This window comes from Achromobacter ruhlandii (assembly GCF_902859695.1).
Classification (GTDB): Bacteria; Pseudomonadota; Gammaproteobacteria; order Burkholderiales; family Burkholderiaceae_B; genus Achromobacter; species Achromobacter ruhlandii.
Window position 1 is genome coordinate 21,245 of sequence record NZ_CADIJL010000039.1, and the last position, 20,869, is coordinate 42,113.

Sequence of the window (20,869 nt, forward strand, 5' to 3'; positions counted from 1 at the left end):
GTCTCAGGCCGCGGCCTTCTTGCGCGACTTCGGCATGTCGATGAAGATCTCGCTGCCCTGCGGCTTGCGGCCGAACAGCGTGCCTTCCGAGACGCCGCCCGAGCAGCCGTTGCCGAAGGTGAAGCCGCAGCTGCCCTTCTCGTTGAAGCTGTCCTCGACGATTTCCTTGTGGCTGCTGGGCACCACGAAGCGGTCCTCGTAGTCGGCAATCGCCATGATGCGGTACATGTCCTGCACGGTCGCTTCCGACAGGCCGACCTGTTCCAGCAAGGCCGTATCGCGCTCGCCATGCACGGTCTCGGCGCGCTTGTAGGCGCGCATCGCCAGCATCCGTTCGAGCGCCTGCAACACGGGGGCTTCCTTGCCCGCCGTCAGCAGGTTGGCCAGGTAGCGCACCGGAATGCGCAGGCTGGCCACGTCCGGGATCATGGCGCTGGTGCCGAGCGTGCGCTGCGGCATCTTGCCGGCCTCGGCCGCGGTCTGGATCGGCGACAGCGGCGGGATGTACCAGACCATCGGCAGCGTGCGGTATTCCGGATGCAGCGGGAAGGCGACGCGCCACTCCACCGCCATCTTGTAGACCGGCGACTGGCGCGCGGCTTCCAGCCACGATTCCGGGATGCCCTGCTCGCGCGCCGCGGCGATCACCTCGGGCGAGTGCGGATCCAGGAACAGGTCCAGCTGCGACTGGTACAGGTCCTGCTCGTTGCCGACGGCGGCGGCGCGCTCGATCTGGTCGGCGTCGTACAGCATCACGCCCAGGTAGCGGATGCGGCCGACGCAGGTCTCCGAGCACACGGTCGGCTGGCCGGCCTCGATGCGCGGATAGCAGAAGGTGCACTTCTCGGCCTTGCCGCTGTGCCAGTTGTAGTAGATCTTCTTGTACGGGCAGCCCGAGATGCACATGCGCCAGCCGCGGCACTTGTCCTGGTCGACCAGCACGATGCCGTCGTCCTCGCGCTTGTAGATCGAGCCCGACGGGCAGCTGGCGACACAGGCCGGGTTCAGGCAGTGTTCGCACAGGCGCGGCAGGTACATCATGAAGGTGTTCTCGAAGGTCGAGTACATCTCCTTCTGCACGCCCTCGAACAAGGCGTCGCGGCTGCGCGCGGCGAATTCACCGCCCAGGTCGTCCTCCCAGTTCGGCCCCCAGACGATCTTGTCCATCTTCTTGCCGGTCAGCACCGACACCGGGCGCGCGGTAGGCGGCGTCTGCGACAGCGGCGCGTTCTTCAGGTGCTCGTAGTCGAAGGTGAACGGCTCGTAGTAGTCGTCGATCTGCGGCAGGTTGGGGTTGGCGAACAGGTTGGCCAGGATGCGCAGCTTGCCGCCCTGGCGCGGTTCCAGCTTGCCCGCCGCCGTGCGGCGCCAGCCGCCCTGCCATTTCTCCTGGTTCTCCCATTCCTTGGGATAGCCGATGCCGGGCTTGGTCTCGACGTTGTTGAACCAGGCGTACTCGACGCCGTCGCGGCTGGTCCAGACGTTCTTGCAGGTGACCGAGCAAGTGTGGCAGCCGATGCACTTGTCCAGATTCAGCACCATGCCGATTTGGGCGCGTATCCTCATGATTGCTTCTCTTCCTGTTGCGTTTGGGCGGCGGGATCCTCGACCAGCGGGCCTTCCAGCCAGTCCACCTTCTTCATCTTGCGCAGCACCACGAATTCGTCGCGATTGGCGCCCACGGTGCCGTAATAGTTGAAGCCGTAGGCCTGCTGCGCGTAGCCGCCGATCATGTGGGTCGGCTTGAGCACGGTGCGCGTCACCGAGTTGTGGATGCCGCCGCGCTTGCCGCTGGTTTCCGCGCCCGGCACGTTCACGATCTTTTCCTGGGCGTGGTACATCAGGCACATGCCGACCGGCACGCGCTGGCTCACCACCACCCGGGCGGTCAGCGTGCCGTTGACGTTGAACACCTCGACCCAGTCGTTGTCGACCAGCCCGGCCTGCTTGGCCTCGGCCTCGGAGATCCACACGTGGGGACCGCCGCGGCTCAGCGTCAGCATGCGCAGGTTGTCGGAATAGGTGCTGTGGATGCCCCACTTCTGGTGCGGCGTCAGCCAGTTCAGCACCAGTTCCTTCTCGCCATTGGGATAGCGGCCCAGCATCGGCGCCACGGTCTTGGTGTCGATCGCCGGCTTGTAGACGCACGAGCCCTCGCCGAAGTCCAGCATCCAGCGGTGGTCCTGGTAGAACTGCTGGCGGCCGGTCAGGGTGCGCCACGGGATCAGCTCGTGCACGTTGGTGTAGCCGGCGTTGTAGCTGACCTCTTCGCTTTCCAGGCCCGACCAGGTCGGCGCCGAGATGATCTTGCGCGGCTGCGCCTGGATGTCGCGGAAGCGGATCTTGTCGTGCTCGCGGCCCACCGCCAGGTGGGTGTGGTCGCGGCCGGTGATCTTGCCCAGCGCTTCCCAGGCCTTGACCGACACGTGGCCATTGGTCTCGGGCGCGAAGGTCAGGATCATTTCGGCGGCGTCGATGGCGCTGTCCAGGCGCGGCCGGCCCTGGCTCACGCCGGGTTCGTCGACGCGCTCGTTGATGCCGGCCAGTTCGCCCACTTCATGCTCGGTGTTCCAGTTGATGCCCTTGCCGCCGTTGCCCAGCTTGTCCAGCAGCGGACCGACCGAGGTGAACTTGCGGTAGATGTCGTTGTAGTCGCGCTCGACCACGGTCATGTTGGGCGCGGTCTTGCCCGGCACCAGGTCGCATTCGCCCAGCTTCCAGTCCTTGGGTTCGAAAGCCTGCCCCAGTTCCCCCGGGGTGTCATGCATCAGCGGCGTCAGCACCAGGTCGCGGCGCTTGCCCAGATAGGGGCCGCCGATGTCGCTGAACTTCCTGGCCAGCAGCTTGTAGATCTCCCAGTCGGTCTTGCTTTCCCAGAGCGGCTGCACGGCTTCGCTCAGCGGGTGGATGAAGGGGTGCATGTCGGACGTGTTGAGGTCGTCCTTCTCGTACCAGGTGGCCGTCGGCAGCACGATGTCGCCGTACAGGCAGGTGGTGCTCATGCGGAAGTCCAGCACCGTCAGCAGGTCGAGCTTGCCCTCGGCCGCGTCTTCCTGGTAGGTGACCTCGACCGGCTTGATGGCGTCGGCCTCGTCGCCGAACACCGCGTTCTGCGTGCCCAGCAGGTACTTCAGGAAGTACTCGTGGCCCTTGCCGCTGGAACCCAGGATGTTGGAGCGCCACACGAACATGTTGCGCGGGAAGTTGGCGGGGTCGTCCGGGTCTTCGCAGGACATGCGCAGTTCGCCGGACTTGAGCTGCTCGACGGCGTACGCCACCGGGTCCTTGCCGGCGGCTTCGGCCTGCGCGGTCAGGTCCAGCGGATTGGTGCGCAGCTGCGGCGCCGACGGCAGCCAGCCCATGCGCTCGGCGCGGGCGTTCAGGTCGATCATGCTGAGGTCGCCATAGCGGCCACGGTCGGCGGTCGGGCCCAGCACTTCCTGCACGTTCAGCTTTTCATGGCGCCACTGGCTGGTATGGGCGTAGAAGAACGAGGTGCCGTTCATCTGGCGCGGCGGGCGCACCCAGTCGGACGCGAACGCCAGCGGCGCCCAGCCGAACTGCGGGCGCAGCTTTTCCTGGCCCACGTAGTGGGCCCAGCCGCCGCCGCTCTTGCCGACGCAGCCGCACATCATCAACATGTTGATGATGCCGCGGTAAATCATGTCCATGTGGTACCAGTGGTTCAGGCCGGCGCCGACGATGACCATCGACTTGCCCTCGGTATCGTGGGCGTTCTGGGCGAACTCGCGCGCCACCTGGATCACCTGCGCGCGCGGCACGCCGGTGTGCTTTTCCTGCCAGGCCGGGGTGTAGGGCACGTCGTCGTCATAGGACGCGGCCACGTTGCCGCCGCCCAGGCCGCGATCCAGGCCGTAGTTGGCCATCTGCAGGTCGTACACCGTGGCCGCCAGAGCCTCGCTGCCGTCGGCCAGGCGGATGCGGCGCGCCGGCACGTTGCGCACCAGCAGGTCGTCGTGCTCGGCGCCGAAGTACGGGAAGCCCACGCCGACCACGGCATCGGCGCCGTCCAGCAGGCTCAGGCGCGGCTCGATGGCGCGGCCGCTGCCGCCGTCGCGCGCTTCCAGGTTCCAGCGGCCGACCTTCTCGCCGCCGTTGACCGCGCCCTCGCCCCAGCGAAAGCCGATGCTGCCATTGGGCGCCACCAGGTCGCCGCTGGTGTCGTCGAACACCAGCGTCTTCCAGTCGGGGTTGTTCTGCTCGCCCAGCGCGCCGTCCAGCTGCGAGGCGCGCAGGAAGTGGTCGGGCGCGTAAAAGCCGTCGCGCTCCTTGAGCAGCACCAGCATCGGCATGTCGGTGTAGCGCCGCACGTAGTCGCGGAAATAGGCCGAGGCGCCCGACAGGTGGAATTCCTTGAGGATGACGTGGCCCATGGCCATCGCCAGCGCGGCGTCGGTGCCCTGCTTGGGCGCCAGCCAGATGTCGCCGAACTTGACCATTTCGCCGAAGTCGCTGGACACCGCCACCGTCTTGGTGCCCTTGTAGCGGACCTCGGTGTAGAAGTGGGCGTCGGGGGTGCGGGTCTGCGGCACGTTCGAGCCCCACACCATCAGGTAGGTCGAGTTGTACCAGTCGGCCGATTCCGGCACGTCGGTCTGCTCGCCCCAGATCTGCGGGCTGGCCGGCGGCAAGTCGCAATACCAGTCATAGAAGCTCAGGCAGGCGCCGCCCAGCAGGCTCAGGTAGCGGGCGCCGGCGGCATAGCTGACCATCGACATGGCGGGAATCGGCGAAAAGCCGATCAGGCGGTCGGGGCCGAACTTCTTGATGGTGTAGGCGTTGGCGGCGGCGATCATCTCGGTGGCCGTGTCCCAGTCCGTGCGCACGAAGCCGCCCAGCCCGCGCACCGACTTGTAGCGCCTGGCGCGCGCCGGGTCCTGGCTGATCCATTCCCAGGCCGCGATCGGGTCCATGGTCTTGCGCGCCTCGCGCCACATTTCCATCAGGCGGCCGCGCATCATCGGGTACTTCACGCGCTGCGCCGAATAGACGTACCAGCTATAGGACGCGCCACGCGGACAGCCGCGCGGCTCGTGGTTGGGCAGGTCCGGCCGCGTGCGCGGGTAGTCGGTCTGCTGGGTCTCCCAGGTGATCAGGCCGTTCTTGACGTAGACCTTCCACGAGCACGAGCCGGTGCAGTTGACCCCGTGGGTCGAGCGCACCACCTTGTCGTGCTGCCAGCGGGCGCGATAGGCGTTTTCCCACTTGCGGTCTTCATTGACCACTGCGCCGTGACCGTCCGCGTAGGTGGATTTCACCCGCGACATGAACTTCAACCGGTCAAGAAAATGACTCATTGCGTTTCTCCAAGAGCGCCGGCCCGGCCGGCGCGTACTGCAATCTGTGCTGTCAAAATCACTTTAGTGTTCGCCCGCCCGGCCGACCATTCGCCGGTGGCACAGGGCGGGCGCGGCAGAGTGACTAGTCACCCCGGCCAACCCTGCCGTCAGCAGGGCACCGGCGCGTTGCGGCGCGCGTAGTACCACCAGGTGATCAGCACGCAGGTGGCGTAGAAGCCGATGAAGCAATACAGGGCCGCCTGGGCGCTGCCGGTCAGCTCCAGCGAGGTGCCGAAGCTGCGCGGGATGAAAAAGCCGCCATAGGCGCCGATCGCGCCGGAAAAGCCCAGCACTGCCGCCGATTCGCGCGCCGCGTCGGTCAGCGCCTGCTTCTGCGCGGCCGCGCCCTTGCCTTGCGCGGCCTGGGTGCGTTCGCGCAGGAAGATCACCGGGATCATGCGGAAGGTCGAGCCGTTGCCCACGCCGGTCAGCGCGAACAGCACGATGAACATGGCCAGGAAGCCATTGAAGTCGCCGCCCTGCCCGTTCAGCGGCAGGAACATCACCACGCCCAGCACCGCGGCGATCATGCCGATGAAGGTGAACAGCGTGACGCGCGCCCCGCCCAGCTTGTCCGAGACCCAGCCGCCCACGGGACGGGTCAGCGAGCCCACCAGCGGGCCCAGGAAGGCATAGGTGGTCGGGTCGACCTGCGGGAACAGCGTCTTGGTCAGCATGGCAAAGCCCGCCGAGAAACCGATGAACGAGCCGAAGGTGCCGACATACAGCCAGCACATCAGCCAGTTGTGCTTGCGCTTGAAGATCACCGCCTGGTCGGCGAACGAGGCGCGCGCGTCGGCGATGTCGTTCATGCCGAACCATGCCGCCAGCGAGGCCAGCGCGATGGGAATGACCCAGATGAAGCCGGCGTTCTGCAGCCACAGGCTGCGCTGGACACCGCCGGCGGTAATCGTCTGCGGCTCGCCGCCAAGGGCGCCGAACACGCCCATCGAGATCACCACCGGCACCACGAACTGCACCAGCGACACGCCCAGGTTGCCGATGCCCGCGTTAAGGCCGGTGGCCAGGCCCTTCTTGTCCTTGGGAAAGAAGAAGCTGATGTTGGCCATGCTGGAGCTGAAGTTGCCGCCCCCCAGGCCGCACAGCAGCGCCAGGATCAGCAGCGTCGGGAACGAGGTGGTCGGGTCGCGCAGCGCGAAGCCCATGCCCAGCGCCGGGATCAGCAGCGAGGCGGTCGAGATCGCGGTCCACTTGCGGCCGCCGAACACCGGCACCAGGAACGAATAGAAGATGCGCAGCGTGGCGCCCGACAGCGCCGGCAGCGCGGTCAGCCAGAACAGCTGGTTCTTGGACAGCATGAAGCCGGCGCGGTCGAGGTTGACCACCACCACGCTCCACAGCATCCAGATGCTGAACGCCAGCATCAGCGCGGGAATGGAAATCCACAGGTTGCGGTTGGCGATGCGGGCGCCGGTCTGTTTCCAGAAGCCGGGGTTTTCCGGCTCCCAGCGCGCCAGGACATGGGAAGACATAGGTTTTCTCCGGTGAGGATCAGGCGGCTTGGCGCCGCGCGGTGGCGGCGCTTTCGGGCCGGAAGCTGAAATGCATGAAGATGAGCGAGACGCAGACCGTGCCGTACAGCAGCATGAAGGCGCTGGAGCGCACGCCGGTCAGGTCCAGCAGCACGCCGAACAGGATCGGCAGGATGAAGCCGCCCAGGCCGCCGGCCAGGCCGACGATGCCCGAGACCGCGCCGATGTTCTGGCCGAACTCATCCGAGATGAACTTGAAGACCGAGGCCTTGCCAATCGCCATGGCGATGCCGACGATGAACAGCAGGATGGTGAAGCTGGTCGGCCCCAGGGCGATGTCAAACTGTCGCGGGCCGCCGGTGGTCAGCACGGTAAAGTGCGTCTGCGGATAGCTCAGGATGAAGAACGCCACCCAGCACACCCACATCACCCACCAGGTGGTCTTGTAGGCGCCGTAGCGGTCCGAGATCCAGCCGCCCACGGCGCGCAGCACGCCGCCCGGCAGCGAGAAGCACGCGGCCAGCAGCGCCGCCAGCTTCATGTCGAAACCGTATTCGCCGATGTAGTACTTGGTCATCCAGAGCGCCAGCGCCACGTAGCCGCCGAACACCACCGAGTAGTACTGGCAGTAGCGCCACACGCGCGGGTCCTTCAGCATCGCGAATTGCGCCTTCAGGCTGGCGCCGCCGGCCACCCGGTGCGACGGATCCGAGGCCGAGAACAGCCAGAACAGGATCGCCGTCACCAGCAGGGCCACCGCGTACACCTGCGGCACGATCACCCAGGCGCCGCCGGCGGCGGCGATCAGCGCCGGCGCCACGAACTTGGTGATGGCCGAGCCCGAATTGCCGGCGCCGAACACGCCCATGGCCAGGCCCTGCTTGTTGCGCGGAAACCAGCGCGCCACGTAGGGCGTGCCGACCGAGAACGAGCCGCCAGTCAGGCCCACGAACAGCGCCAGCACCAGGAATTGCCAGTACTCGGTGGCGTAGGACAGCAGCCAGATCGGCACCACCGCCAGCAGCATCAGCACGAAGAACACCGGCCGGCCGCCGTAGCGGTCGGTCCAGATGCCCAGCGGCACGCGCACCAGGGAACCGGTCAACACCGGCATGGCGGCCAGCAGGCCGAATTCGGTCTCGGACAGGCCGAGCTGTGTCTTGATGGGAATGCCCAGCACCGCGAAGATCATCCATACCGCGAAGCAGATGGTGAAGGCGAAGGTGCTGGATACCAGGACCCGCATGGGCGCGCTGGCCGAGGGGTGGGTTGATGCCATGGTGGTTCTCGCTTTTTTGCACACGGAATACGACAGCCCCAAGCCTAGGCATCCGCGCCCGCCGCCACCATTCGCCGGCCGACCATATCGGCGGCGCCGATGTGACTAGTCACCCCGGAAAAGCCGCCGCGTTTGCGCGGGATCAAATCCGCGCGATGGGCCGAAAGCCTCCTTCGGCATTAATATGTATTTCAAATACACATTCAAAATCACTCCGCCGGCTACCGGTCAAAGGTCATCATGTCCACCCTGCTCACCCTGGAAGAACCCGCCGCCGACGGCGCCGCGCGGCCGAATTGGCGCGCCTTCACCGAAATGGGCTTTCGCCCGCTTTACCTGGCTGGCTGCGCCTGGGCGCTGCTGTCGGTGCTGCTATGGGTGTTCGCCCCGGCCCGGCTGGCCGGCGTGCTGACCGCCATGCCCTGGCACGCGCACGAGATGCTGTGGGGCTTCGTGGCCACCATCGCGGTCGGCTTCCTGCTGACGGCCGGCGCCAACTGGACCGGCCGCAACCCGCTGCGCGGCGCGCCGCTGGCGGCGCTGTGCGCGCTCTGGCTGGTGGCGCGCGGCGCCTACCTGGCGCCCGGCATGACGGCCTTCACCGTGGCCGCCGTGGCCGACCTGCTGTTCTTCCTGTGGGCCGCCATTGCCCTGGCGCGCGCCGTCTGGATCACGCGCAATCGCCGCAACTACGGCGTGCCATTGCTGCTGCTGGCGCTGGCCGCGGCCCACGCGCTGTATCTGCGCGCCGCGCTGGCCGGCGATTACGTGGCGCTGATGCGCTACTTCAACGCCGGCCTTTTGATGATGGCGGTGCTGACGCTGCTGATCGCGCGCCGCGTGCTGCCGTTCTTCGCCAAGCGGGCCGTCGCCGGCCTGGAAATTCCGCCCCACACCCGCAGCGGCCATTGGCAGCTGGGCGCCGGCGTGCTGGCGATTGCCGGCCTGCTGGCCGGGGCGCCGCGTGCCGCCGCGCTGCTGCTCGCGGTCACCGGCATCCTGGCGCTGGCGCAGTGGCTGGCCTGGAAGCCGTGGGCCGCGCGCCGCGTGCCGCTGCTTTGGGTCCTGTACGTGGGTTATCTGGGCCTGGGCCTCGGCCTGCTGGCGGGCGCGGCGCAACTGGCCGGCTACGTGGCGCGGCCCGCCTGGCCGGCGCACGTCATCGGCGTGGCCGGTTTCTCGGTGCTGATCATCGGCATGGCCACGCGCACGGCGATGGGCCACCTGGGCCGGCCGCTGCGCGCCGACCGCAGCATGGTGCTGAGCTATGCGCTGGTGATCCTGGCGGCGCTGCTGCGCCTGGCCGCCCTGGTGCCGACCGGCGCCACGCTGGGCTTGCTGCATGCGTCGGCCGGCGCCTGGGCGCTGGGGTTCGGCTTGTACCTGTGGCGCTTCTGGCCGTGGATGATCCGGCCGCGCGCGGACGCCGCCGCCAAGCCGGCGGCGCCGATGATGAAGATCGTGCCCGCCGGGCCGCGCCGGGCGCCTTGAAGCGCGGACGGCCGCCCCGTTTATCAGCCGCGCGCTTCGCGCCGGCGGGTCGCTTCCAGCTGCTTCTTCATGGCCTTGAGCCAGGCCTTGAGCTGCTGCATGTCGACGAACTGCGACAGCTCGAACTCCAGCTCGCCGATGTAGTCCCGCACATCGGCGATTTCCGCGTCCAGGTCTTCCATCAGGTCGGCCGGGTCGATCGGCTGCTCCGGATCGAAGCGGTATTCGGCCTTGAAGTCGCGTTCGAACGCGGCCAGCTCGCGGTTCACGGCCACCAGTTGCTCCCGCAGCACGGGAATGGCCAGCGCCAGCTTGTCTTCGGCCACGCCGTCCAGCCCGTCCGGCCCCAGCGCCAGCAAGGCCTCGGCCTGCGCCAGCGCGTCGGGCGCGAACGTCGCGGCGATGGCGGGCGCGTCTGCCTGGGCCTGCGCGGAGGGGGTCATCTCGGCCATCTCGGCCGCCTCGGCCTCGCGTTCCTCGGCCACTTCGGCGTCGATGTCGGAATCGCTGTGCTTGCGGTAGACCGCCTTCAGGCGCTCGACGTCGCATTCGGCCGGCGTGCCATCCAGCAGGATCGAGAACAGCGTTTCCTGCCCCAATTGCGCGGCGATCTCGGACACCAGCTGGCGTTCCGCCTTGGTCAGCTCCTTCTGCCTGGCGGCATGGTCGAAGCAGAACACCAGCCTGGCCTTGAGCTCGATCTCGGTGACCTCCAGCGGCGCCAGCACCTCGGCATGCTTGCCCTGGTACTCGCGCGCCAAGGTTTGCCACAGCTGCAACGCGGCGCGGTCGGTGCGCAGCGCGTCGATCAGCGCGGCGGCGGAGGTATTTTCTTGCATGGATGAAACCCTATGAGCGGCCCGGCGCACGCCGGGGCGGAAACTGGCTGGAAAACCGTATTATCCCCGTTCACAGCCCTTCGCCCCAGGCGCTGGCCAAACCTCGTAGCGCCGCCGCCGGGTCGGCCGCCCTGGCCTGCTGGTCGCGCAGGCGGCAGATCTCCGGATCGCGCTCGAACAGGCCGCGCGCATGGACGCGGGCCAGCTCGGTCAAGCCGGCGGTCTTGGGCCGGCGGATCGCGGTGAAGGCGGCCAGCGCCGCCTCCAGGTCGCGCGGCCCGGCCGCCAGGCATTGGCCCAGGTGCCAGGCATCCTCCAGCGCCTGGCACGCGCCCTGGCCCGAGGTCGGCAACGGCGCGTGCGCGGCATCGCCCACCAGCAGCACATTGTCCCGATGCCAGACCGCCGGCGTGTCCAGGTCATGCACGGCGATCAGGCGCACGGCGTCGGCGGGCGTCGCCTGGATGAGGCGCCCGACCGGCGCGGCCCAATCGGCGAAAAGGCCGGCAACCTCCGCGCGCGGATCCGCCCCCTCCCCGGCGGCGGACAGCGGCCGGACCTGGGCCCCGGCCCAATAGACCAGATCCCGCCGCACCGCGACGCAGCCGAAACGCTCGCCGACGCCCCAATAGTCCTGGATGGCGATGTCATCGGCCAGGCCTGGCGCCGACGCGACGCCGATCCAGTTCACGAACCCTTGGTAGACCGGCTTGTTGTCACCCGTGACGAAGCGGCGCGCCACCGATTCCATGCGGCCATCCGCGCCGATGAGCAGGTCCGGCCGGATGGCGGCGCCATTGTCAAACCGCGCCGTGGCGCGGCCATCATCGCCCGGCTCGATCGCCACCGCGCGATGGCCGTACTCGACCGTGATGCCGGCGCGCGCCGTGTGCGCCAGCAGCACGGCCAGCAGGTCGCGGCGCAGGATCGCATGGGTCGGGTACCCCATCAGGCGATCCAGCGCGGTGATGTCGAGTCCGCCCAGGGCATTGCCCGCGGGGTCGTAACGGCGCATCGCCACCGGCTTTCCCCCCAGCGCGGCGATGTCCGGCAGCAGGCCGAGCCGGTCGAGCACGAACCCCGCATTGGGCCACAGCGTCACGCCGGCCCCCATCGTGGCCGGCGCGGCGCCGCGTTCGTAGACCCGCGGCCGGTGTCCCGACCGATGCAGGGCGAGCGCCACGCTCAGGCCGGCGATCCCGCCGCCCAGTATTCCGATATCCATGCTGAATCCTTGCTTCAAATTCCGCGTGCCGGCCCATCGCCGCACACAGGATCCGCATCGTAGATTCCGCCGGATGCGAGAACTAGTATGGAAAAATGGGTTCCTTTCATATCGCAAACGGGATAATCATGGGTCAGGCCCTGGATCTGAACAGCGTTCGCGTCTACGCGGCGGTGGTGGATGAACAGAGTTTCGCGGGCGCGGCGCGGCGCCTGGCCATGCCGTCGTCGAACGTCAGCCGCCATGTCGCGGGACTGGAACGGCGGCTGGGCGTGCGGCTGCTGGAACGCAGCACCCGCCATCTGCGCATGACCGAAGCCGGCCAACTGCTGTACCAGCGGGCCAAGCCGTTGCTGGACAGCCTGGCCGCCACGGAAGAGGAACTGGGCGCGGCCAGGCAGGAACTGCGCGGGCCGCTGCACCTGTGCATGCCGGGCGAAGCGCCACGGCTGCTGGCGCCGATCCTGGCGGAGTTCTGCGATCGCCACCCCGGCATCGACCTGGCCTGCGACACCCGCCTCGATGGCATCGACGCGTTGCGCGAGGATGTCGATCTGTCGATCGTGTTCCATCGCGGCCGCCAGGACGACAGCAGCCTCATCACGCGCGAACTGGCGATATTGCCCAGCATCGTGGTTGCCTCGCCCGCGCTGCTGAGCCGCGTCGGCGTGCCGCGCCAGGCGCGCCAGCTCAAGGCGCTGCCCTGCATCACCACCCTGAGCGCGCTCAAGGGCATGCCCTGGCAATTCGTGGACGCGGCCGGAGACATCGTCAAGGTGCCGGTGCGCAGCCGCTACCGCGTCAACAGCGGCGAACTGGCGCTGATGGGCGCGCGCCAGGGCATCGGCTTCGCGATCCTGGCGGCCGCCTCATGCCAGGAGGACCTGGCCGCCGGCCGCCTGTGCGAAGTGCCGCTGGACCTGCAACCGGCGCCCCTGCAGTTGCTCGGGGTCTACAGCCACCGCCACTCGGTCAGCGCGCGGGCCCGGGCGCTGCTTGAATTGATCCAGACCCGGCTGGCCGAGGCCGGCCTGGGCGCGCCCGCGGCTGGCGCTGGCCGCCCTTCGCGCTCGGCCAGGAGCGGCGCGAGGGCCTGACGCCGGAACAGGCCATCCATCGCGCCGCCATGCTGCGCCTGCGCCCCATCGTCATGACCAACGTGGCCGGCCTGCTGGGCGCGCTGCCGCTGGTGCTGGGCATGGGCGAAGGCTCGGAACCGCGCCGGCCGCTGGGGGTGACCATCGTCGGCGGGCTGATGATCAGCCAGTTCCTGACGCGGTACACCACGCCGATCGTGTACCTGGCGCTGGAGCGGCTGCGGCTGAAGGTGGCCGGGTGGCGCGCGCGGCGCGCCTGATCCGCCCGTCCGCGCCGCACCCGACGCCTCAGCCCGCGCCCCGTTCCACTTCCTGCGCGCGCGGCGCCACGCTCAGGCGTTCGGCCAGCAGCGCCAGGAAGGCCCGCGCCAGCGGCGGCAGGTGGGCGCCGCGCAAGGTCACGACCTGGATGCTGCGCTGGCGCATTTCGGGATTGCTGAACGGCACCGCCACCAGGCCGGCGCTGTCGAGCAGGCCGATCACCGTCAGGTAGCCGGTCAACGCCACGATCTGGCTGCCCGGCAGCATCGGCAGGAAGGCCGCCGAATGGTTGGACACATAGGCCGGCTCGATGTGCACGCCGGCATTGGCGCAGGCCGTGTCGAACAGGTCGCGCACCGTGGTGCCCGGATCGCCCAGCGACAGCGGCGCCTGCGCCAGATCGCGCACGCCGACGCTGCGGCGCGCGGCCAGCGGATGATGCCGGCACATGATGGCGTAGACCGGCGCGCGGCACAGCAGCTCGGTCTTGAGACGCTCGTCGGGCGCCACCGTGTAGCGCAGCGCCAGTTGCGACAGGCCCTCCAGGATCAGCCGGTTGACCTCCTCCGGCCGCTCCACCAGCAGATGGAAGCGCGCCTCGGGATGCAGGCGCTTGAAATCGGCCATGCACTGCGGCAGGAAGCGGTGCGCGAAGCCCTCGGTACAAGCCAGTCGCACGGTCACGTCGCCCAGCGCGCTGCGCTGGCGGATGCCAGTGGCGATGCGCTCGGCCTCCAGCGCGGCGGCGCTGGCGTAGGCCGCCAGCTGGCGCCCGGCCTCGCTCAGCGCCATGCCGCGCGCCTGGCGCTCGAACAGCGCGACGCCCAGCTCGTCCTCCAGCTTGGCGATCTGGCGGCTGACGGCCGAGGCCGCCACGTGCTGCGCGGCGGCCGCGCCGGCGATCGAGCCGCAGCGCGCCACCTCCAGGAAATACCTCAAACCCAGCGAAATCACGACACGCTCCCCAGGTCATTCCGACCGTCTCGCAATGGTCACGCCAACCATTGCCAAAATGGCAATGATCAAATGCGAATTATCTAATTGTGGCATGTGAACAAGCGTAATAACTTTGTGCCTTCTTCGCCTCCGAGACCGCTGTGATCCGCGAACAAGCCATTCTTCACGCCACCAACGCCTACGACGACGGCACCCTGCAGGCCGAGCTGGCCCGCCGCGTGGCCTACCCGACCGAGAGCGAGGAGCCGGGCCAGGCGCCCAGCCAGCACGCCTATCTGAACGACGAACTGGCGCCGCCGCTGCGGGCGCTGGGTTTCACCTGTCAGGTGCATCCCAACCCGGCCGGCGTGGACCTGCCGATCCTGGTGGCGCGGCGCATCGAGGACGCCGCGCTGCCGACGGTGCTGCTGTACGGCCACGGCGACGTGGTGCGCGGCAACGCGGCCAAATGGGACGCCGGCCGCGATCCCTGGCGCCTGCGGATCGAGGGCGACCGCTGGTACGGCCGCGGCACCGCCGACAACAAGGGCCAGCACACCATCAACCTGGCGGCGCTGCGCGAAGTCCTGCGGGCGCGCGACGGCAAGCTGGGATTCAACGCCACCTGGCTGATCGAGACCGGCGAGGAAGCCGGCTCGCCGGGCCTGGCGGCGTTCTGCGAGGCGCAGCGCGAGACTCTCGCCGCCGACGTCTTCATCGCCAGCGACGGCCCGCGCCTGGCCGCTGCCCGCCCCACGCTGTTCATGGGCTCGCGCGGCGCGGTCAATTTCGAACTGTCGCTGCGCGCCCGCGAGCGCGGCTATCACTCGGGCAACTGGGGCGGCCTGCTGGCCAACCCCGCCATCATCCTGTCGCACGCCATCGCCACGCTGGTGGACGCGCGCGGCCGCATCCAGGTGCCGGGCCTGCGCCCGCCCCCCATCCCGGCCGCGGTGGCCGCGGCGCTGGCCGACCTGGAGGTCGGCGGCGGTCCCGACGATCCCGCGATCGACAGCGACTGGGGCGAACCGGGGCTGTCGCCCGCGGAGCAGGTGTTCGGCTGGAACAGCCTGGACGTGCTGACCTTCGGCGCCGGCGATCCGGCCAAGCCGGTCAACGCCATTCCGCCGGCCGCCTCGGCCTGGTGCCAGTTGCGCTTCGTGGTCGGCACCGACTGGAAGGCGCTGGAACGCCACGTGCGCGCCCACCTCGATGAGGCCGGCTTCGGCGACGTGCAGGTGCGCGTCGGCATGCAGGCCGGCGCCACCCGGCTGTCGCCCGACAACCCGTGGGCGCGCTGGGCCGCCGCCTCGATCGAGCGCAGCACGGGCCTGCGGCCGGCGCTGCTGCCCAACCTGGGCGGCTCGCTGCCCAACGACATCTTCGCCGACCTGCTCGGCCTGCCCACGCTGTGGGTGCCGCATTCCTACCCCGCCTGCGCCCAGCACGCCCCCAACGAACATCTGCTGGGCAGCGTGGCGCGCGAAGGCCTGGCCATCATGGCCGGCCTGTTCTGGGACCTGGGCGACCAGGGCGCCGCGCTGCGCCAGGCCGCCCGCAACCCCGTTACCATTGCCCAACCCTGACCGGACCCGACCATGATCGCCAGAATCCGCGCCGCCGCGCTGGCCTGCCTTTCGGCCCTTGCCCTCCAAGCCGCCGTGGGCGCGCCCGCCGCCCACGCCGCCTATCCCGAACAGGCCATCAAGCTGGTGGTGCCGTTCACGCCCGGCGGCGCCACCGACGCCGTGGCCCGCCTGCTGGCCAACCGGCTGTCGGGCAAGCTGGGCCAGGCCGTGATCGTCGAGAACCGGCCCGGCGCCTCGACCGTCATCGGCGCCAACGCCGTGGCGCAGGCGCAGCCCGACGGCTACACGCTGATGCTGTCGGGCAGCACCACCTACACCGTGCTGCCGGCGCTCAAGCGCGACCTGCCCTACGATCCGCGCCGCAGCTTCGAGCACATCGCCATCGTGGCCCTGGCGCCGGTGGTGCTGCTGGCGCAGAACAGCGTGCCGGCAAAGACCGCGCAACAGGCCGCCGATCTGGCGCGCGACAAGACCGCCAGCGGCGGCCTGATGTACGGCACCTTCGGCCCGGGATCGGCGCCGCACCTGGTGGGCGAAATGTTCGCCGAAGCCGCCGGCGCCAAAATGACGCCGGTGCCCTACAAGGGCAGCGCGCAGTTCATCACCGCCCTGATCGGCGGCGAGATCGCGCTGGGCGTGGACACGGTGTCGTCGGCCGCGCCGCAGGTCAAGGCCGGCAAGGTGCGCGCGCTGGCCGTCACCGGCGAACACCGCGTGCCGCAACTGCCGGACGTGCCGACCTTCATCGAAAGCGGCCTGCCCGGCGTGTCGATGGTGGGCTGGTACGGCCTGGTGGCGCCAGCCCGCACGCCGCGGCCCGTGCTGGACACGCTGAACCGCGCGGTGGCCGAGATCATGGCCGATCCGCAGGTGCAGCGCGCCGTCGCCGATCTGGCGCTGGAACCGGTCTACCTGGACGGCGCGGCCTTCACGGCGCGCATGCGGCAAGAGTTGCAGACCTTCGGCGAAGTGGGCCGGCGCGCCAACATCAAACTGGATTGAGGCCGGCGGGCGCCCTGCGTTGCGCCTGCAGGGCCAGCGCGTAGGGATTCCGTCCTACTCTGGCCCCATTTCTATTAGAATCAGAACCATTCTCAATAAAGGACGCCGGTCCGCGGCCGCGTCGAAAAATAACGAGGCGCGTTCTGAAACCCACTTTCCGTCTGTCCATGGCCTGGCTCCACACCTGGGTCGGCCTGTGGTTTTCCTGGCTGCTGTTCGCCGTCTTCCTGACGGGCACCCTGGCGGTATTCGCCGAACCCATCACCCATTGGATGACGCCCGAGCACCACGAGGCCGAGGCCGAGGCGGCGGCGCGCGAGCCCGTCAAGGTGGATCGCGCGCGCCGGCTCGACCTGGCGGTGCAGTACATGGCCCAGCATCACCCCGGCGCCGGCATGTGGGAGATCTGGCCGGTCGACCGCTTTCACGACAACGGCCTGGTGGCGTACTGGTTCGATCGCGACGGCCAATACGCCGACGCCGAACTGGATCCCGAGACGGGCCAGGAACTGCCAGAGGAAGCGCATCACGCGCAAGGCCGCGCCACCTTCGGCGGCAACCATTTCGTCGACTTCCACTACAACCTGCATGCCCAGCCGCTGGGCGTCTGGATCGTGGCCTTCGCGGCCATGGCGATGCTGGTGGCGATGGTCTCGGGCGTGGTGACGCACAAGCGCATCTTCAAGGACTTCTTCACCTTCCGCGCGAAAAAAGGCCAGCGCTCGTGGCTGGACGCGCACAACGCCACGGCGGTGCTGACGCTGCCGTTCCAGTTCATGATCGCCTACACCGGCATCGTGATCTCGGCGCTGACGCTGATGCCCGCGCCGATCACGGCGGCCTATGGCGGCGGCGCCGAGGCCGCGCGCCAGTACCTGGCCGAACTCTCCCGCGAAGACCGGCCGACGCCGACCGGCGCCGCGCTGGCGGTGCCGCCGCTGGAACCGCTGGTGGCCCGCGCCGAACAACTGATCGGGCAGACCGCCCGCGCCGTCGTCATCAACAACCCCGAAGACGGCTCGATGCGGATCGCGGTCTATGGCTGGAACGAGGCCGCCGACCAGCAGGTCCTCATCAGCACCACCACCGGCATGGCCGAATTCTCCGCCGCCAGCGGCGAACTGCTGCGCCTGCGCGCGCCCGGCGGCGTCGAAGGCGGCGCCGCGCCGCTCACGCGCCAGGTGATGGCCGACCTGCACATGGTCAAGTTCGGCGGCCTGGCCATGAAATGGCTGTATTTCCTGTGCGGCCTGGCCGGCGCCGCGATGATGGGCACGGGCGCGGTGCTGTTCATGGTCAAGCGCCGCCACAAGATGGGCAACGAGTTCGGCGCCGCCACCGCGCGCGTCTACCGCCTGATCGAAGGCCTGAACGTGGCCGCGCTGGCCGGCCTGGCGATCGCCTGCGTCGCCTACCTGTGGGCCAACCGCCTGCTGCCGGTGGCGCTGCCGCAGCGCGCCGGCTGGGAGCTGCGCGCTTTCTTCATCGTCTGGGCGCTGACGCTGGCCCACGCCTGGCTGTGCGCGCCGCGGCGCGCGTGGATCGGGCAATTGGCCGCGCTGTCGGCGCTGTGCCTGCTGCTGCCGCTGCTGTCGCTGGCGACGATCGGCGACCATCCGCTGGCGCAGATCGCGCGCGGCGACTGGGAAAGCGCCGGCGTCGAACTGACGGCCGTGGCCACAGGCCTGGCGGCCGGCTGGGCCGCGCTACGATTGCGCAAGAAACCGTTGTCGGCGCCGCCCCCGCGCAACGCCCGCCCGCCCCAGGAAGCCACGGCATGAATCTGAACGACGCATACGGCATCGCCATGGCGCTGCTGCTGACCTATTCCGGCATGGCCTGCCTGAGCCTGGCGATGCCGCGCCACTACGATCAGGTCTGGGGCCGCGATCCGTCCGCCGGCCATTCGCGCGTGCTGCGCGCCGCCGGCATCCTGCTGTTGCTGCTGGCGCTGCTGCCGTGCGTCGGCCTGTGGGGCAACACCGTGGGCGTGGTGGCCTGGCTCGGCTGGCTGTCGGCAGGCGCCCTGCTGTGGGTTGGCATGCTGTCGTGGTCGCCGCGCCCGGCGATGCGCACCGCCGCGCTGGCGGTGGTCATCTCGATCGCCGGGGTCGGCTTCGGCTTCTAGGGCCGCATTGCGCCCGCCCCGGCCCGGCCGGGGCCGTTTGACCGGCATCAAGCCGGCCTGACAAACGCCTCGGCGACCCGGTCTTTGACACCATAGGTGGTGGTAGAGTTTTTCCACCCCACAACATATGGTGTCAGCGATGCAACTCCAACACATCCTCAAGCGCGACGGCCGGGTCGTCGCATTCGACCGCGCCAAGATCGCGGCGGCCATCGCCGCCGCCGGCCGCGGCACCGGAGAACTGGGCGCCGACGTGGCCCAGGCGCTGACCGGCGCGGTGATCGAGGCGCTGGCCGCCGAGGGCAACGTCTGCCCCGGCGTGGAAACCATCCAGAACCAGGTCGAGGAAACGCTGGTCAAGGCCGGCTACTGGCGCACCGCCCGCGCCTACATCGTCTACCGCGAACAGCACGCCCGCCTGCGCGCGCTGCGCCATACCCTGGTGGACGTGGAAAGCGCCATGGAGGAATACCTGGAACAGCGCGACTGGCGCGTCAACGCCAACGCCAACCAGGGCTACAGCCTGGGCGGCCTGATCCTGAACGTGGCCGGCAAGGTCACCGCCAACTACTGGCTGTCCAACGTCTTCACGCCCGAAGCCGGCCAGGCCCACCGCGACGGCGACATCCACATCCACGACCTGGACATGCTCAGCGGCTATTGCGCCGGCTGGTCGCTGCGCCAGCTGCTGACCGAGGGCTTCAACGGCATCCCCGGCAAGATCGAGGCCACGCCGCCGCGCCACATGTCGGCGGCCATCGGCCAGATCGTCAACTTCCTGGGCACGCTGCAGAACGAATGGGCCGGCGCGCAGGCCTTCAGCTCGTTCGATACCTACATGGCGCCCTTCATCCGCCGCGACGCGATGACCTACGCCGAGGTCAAGCAAAGCATGCAGGAGCTGATCTACAACCTGAACGTGCCGAGCCGCTGGGGCACGCAGACGCCGTTCACCAACCTGACCTTCGACTGGACCTGCCCGGCCGACCTGCGCGAACAGATCCCCTACGTTGGCGGCGAGGAAATGCCGTTCGCCTATGGCGACCTGCAGGCCGAGATGGACATGATCAACCACGCCTACATCGAAGTGATGATGGCCGGCGACGCCAAGGGGCGCGTGTTCACGTTCCCGATTCCCACCTACAACATTACGCCCGACTTCGACTGGGACCATCCCAACACCGAGCGCCTGTTCGAGATGACCGCGCGCTACGGCCTGCCGTACTTCCAGAACTTCCTCAATTCCGATCTGGAGCCGCACATGGTGCGCTCCATGTGCTGCCGCCTGCAACTGGACCTGCGCGAGCTGCTCAAGCGCGGCAACGGCCTGTTCGGCTCGGCCGAGCAGACCGGCTCGGTGGGCGTGGTGACGATCAATTGCGCCCGCCTGGGCCATACCTGCCGCGGCGACGAGGCGGCGCTGATGGCGCGCCTGGACCACCTGCTGGGCCTGGGCCGCGACGTGCTGGAGACCAAGCGCAAGGTGGTGCAGCGCTACATCGACCAGGGCCTGTATCCGTACACCCGGCGCTACCTCGGCACGCTGCGCAACCACTTCAGCACGCTGGGCGTGAACGGCATCAACGAGATGATCCGCAACTTCAGCGGCGACGCCGACGACGTCACCACGCCGGCCGGCCACGCGCTGGCGGTGCGCCTGCTGGACCGGGTACGGGCGCGCATGACCGAGTTCCAGGAAGAGACCGGCCACCTCTACAACCTGGAGGCCACGCCGGCCGAAGGCACCACCTACCGCTTCGCTCGCGAGGACCGCAAGCGCTATCCCGGCATCCTGCAGGCCGGCACCGAGGCCCAGCCCTACTACACCAACTCCAGCCAGCTGCCGGTGGGCCACACCGACGATCCGTTCGAGGCGCTGGCCCTGCAGGAAGCGCTGCAGGGCAAGTACACCGGCGGCACCGTGCTGCACCTGTACATGAACGAGGCCGTGTCGTCGGCCAGCGCCTGCAAGGAACTGGTGCGGCGCGCGCTGTCGAATTTCCGCCTGCCCTACATCACCGTCACGCCGACGTTCTCGATCTGCCCGAACCACGGCTATCTGGCCGGGCACCACGAGTTCTGCCCCAAGTGCGATGCCGAATTGCAGGCCAAGCAGGCCTCGTGCTGCGCGCCGGCCTGACATCGCCGGTCACCGCGTTTTTTCCCCGG

Annotated in this window: 14 protein-coding genes and 1 pseudogene; 8 read left to right on the plus strand and 7 right to left on the minus strand. The window is 68.9% G+C overall.

All coding sequences use genetic code 11. The features are described 5' to 3' along the window. Positions 1-3: 3 nt before the first annotated feature. The 4 genes from narH to HV742_RS28075 form a co-directional block, all read right to left on the minus strand. Entirely contained in the window at positions 4-1,566 is a 1,563-nt protein-coding gene (gene narH / locus HV742_RS28060) for a nitrate reductase subunit beta (RefSeq protein WP_175146930.1), read from the minus strand. Beyond that, the gene (locus HV742_RS28065; RefSeq protein WP_175146931.1) at positions 1,563-5,318 is read right to left on the minus strand and encodes a nitrate reductase subunit alpha; all 3,756 of its coding nucleotides are present in this window, start codon (positions 5,316-5,318) and stop codon (positions 1,563-1,565) included. Before HV742_RS28065 ends, narH begins: the two co-directional genes overlap by 4 nt. A 149-nt stretch (positions 5,319-5,467) precedes the next feature. Further along, positions 5,468-6,853, minus strand: a complete 1,386-nt coding sequence (locus HV742_RS28070; protein WP_054416919.1) for a NarK family nitrate/nitrite MFS transporter — start codon at positions 6,851-6,853, stop codon at positions 5,468-5,470. A 19-nt stretch (positions 6,854-6,872) separates the two neighbouring features. Beyond that, positions 6,873-8,132 (minus strand): MFS transporter, encoded by a 1,260-nt coding sequence (locus tag HV742_RS28075; RefSeq protein WP_054416918.1) that lies wholly within the window; start codon positions 8,130-8,132, stop codon positions 6,873-6,875. Positions 8,133-8,372: 240 nt separating this feature from the next. Between HV742_RS28075 and HV742_RS28080 the strand changes: the two genes are divergently transcribed. Beyond that, complete coding sequence (locus HV742_RS28080) at positions 8,373-9,623, plus strand: NnrS family protein (protein ID WP_175146932.1); 1,251 nt, start codon at positions 8,373-8,375, stop codon at positions 9,621-9,623. A gap of 23 nt (positions 9,624-9,646) precedes the next feature. On the opposite strand, the gene HV742_RS28085 is transcribed toward HV742_RS28080, so the two are convergent. After that, on the minus strand, positions 9,647-10,462 hold the full coding sequence (locus tag HV742_RS28085) for a hypothetical protein (protein WP_175146933.1): 816 nt from the start codon (positions 10,460-10,462) through the stop codon (positions 9,647-9,649). A 70-nt stretch (positions 10,463-10,532) separates the two neighbouring features. Further along, positions 10,533-11,687 carry an FAD-dependent oxidoreductase gene (locus tag HV742_RS28090; RefSeq protein ID WP_175146934.1) on the minus strand — a complete coding sequence of 385 codons (1,155 nt, stop codon included), beginning with the start codon at positions 11,685-11,687 and terminating at the stop codon, positions 10,533-10,535. A 128-nt stretch (positions 11,688-11,815) separates the two neighbouring features. Here HV742_RS28090 and HV742_RS28095 point away from each other — a divergent pair, with 128 nt between their 5' ends. Continuing rightward, positions 11,816-12,784, plus strand: a complete 969-nt coding sequence (locus tag HV742_RS28095) for a LysR family transcriptional regulator (protein WP_175146935.1) — start codon at positions 11,816-11,818, stop codon at positions 12,782-12,784. Beyond that, positions 12,751-13,044: pseudogene (locus HV742_RS28100) on the plus strand (efflux RND transporter permease subunit); the annotation flags it as partial. The gene HV742_RS28095 and the pseudogene HV742_RS28100, both read left to right, overlap by 34 nt. 28 nt (positions 13,045-13,072) lie before the next feature. Here HV742_RS28100 and HV742_RS28105 read toward each other — a convergent pair. Beyond that, entirely contained in the window at positions 13,073-13,999 is a 927-nt protein-coding gene (locus tag HV742_RS28105) for a LysR family transcriptional regulator (protein ID WP_175146936.1), read from the minus strand. A gap of 143 nt (positions 14,000-14,142) precedes the next feature. On the opposite strand from HV742_RS28105, the gene HV742_RS28110 reads away from it, so the two are divergent. The 5 genes from HV742_RS28110 (at position 14,143) to HV742_RS28130 (ending at position 20,840) form a co-directional block, all read left to right on the plus strand. After that, a complete protein-coding gene (locus HV742_RS28110; RefSeq protein WP_175146937.1) occupies positions 14,143-15,567 on the plus strand; it encodes a M20 family metallopeptidase in 1,425 nt (474 codons plus the stop codon). A 12-nt stretch (positions 15,568-15,579) separates the two neighbouring features. Further along, positions 15,580-16,572: a Bug family tripartite tricarboxylate transporter substrate binding protein gene (locus HV742_RS28115; protein WP_175146938.1), complete on the plus strand. Its 993-nt coding sequence runs from the start codon at positions 15,580-15,582 to the stop codon at positions 16,570-16,572. Between the two features lie 167 nt (positions 16,573-16,739). Beyond that, positions 16,740-18,353: a PepSY-associated TM helix domain-containing protein gene (locus HV742_RS28120; protein ID WP_175146939.1), complete on the plus strand. Its 1,614-nt coding sequence runs from the start codon at positions 16,740-16,742 to the stop codon at positions 18,351-18,353. Next, positions 18,350-18,700, plus strand: a complete 351-nt coding sequence (locus HV742_RS28125; protein ID WP_049074062.1) for a DUF3325 domain-containing protein — start codon at positions 18,350-18,352, stop codon at positions 18,698-18,700. The genes HV742_RS28120 and HV742_RS28125 overlap by 4 nt, the downstream gene beginning before the upstream one ends. A gap of 139 nt (positions 18,701-18,839) precedes the next feature. Next, the gene (locus HV742_RS28130) at positions 18,840-20,840 is read left to right on the plus strand and encodes a ribonucleoside triphosphate reductase (RefSeq protein WP_175146940.1); all 2,001 of its coding nucleotides are present in this window, start codon (positions 18,840-18,842) and stop codon (positions 20,838-20,840) included. Positions 20,841-20,869: the final 29 nt, after the last annotated feature.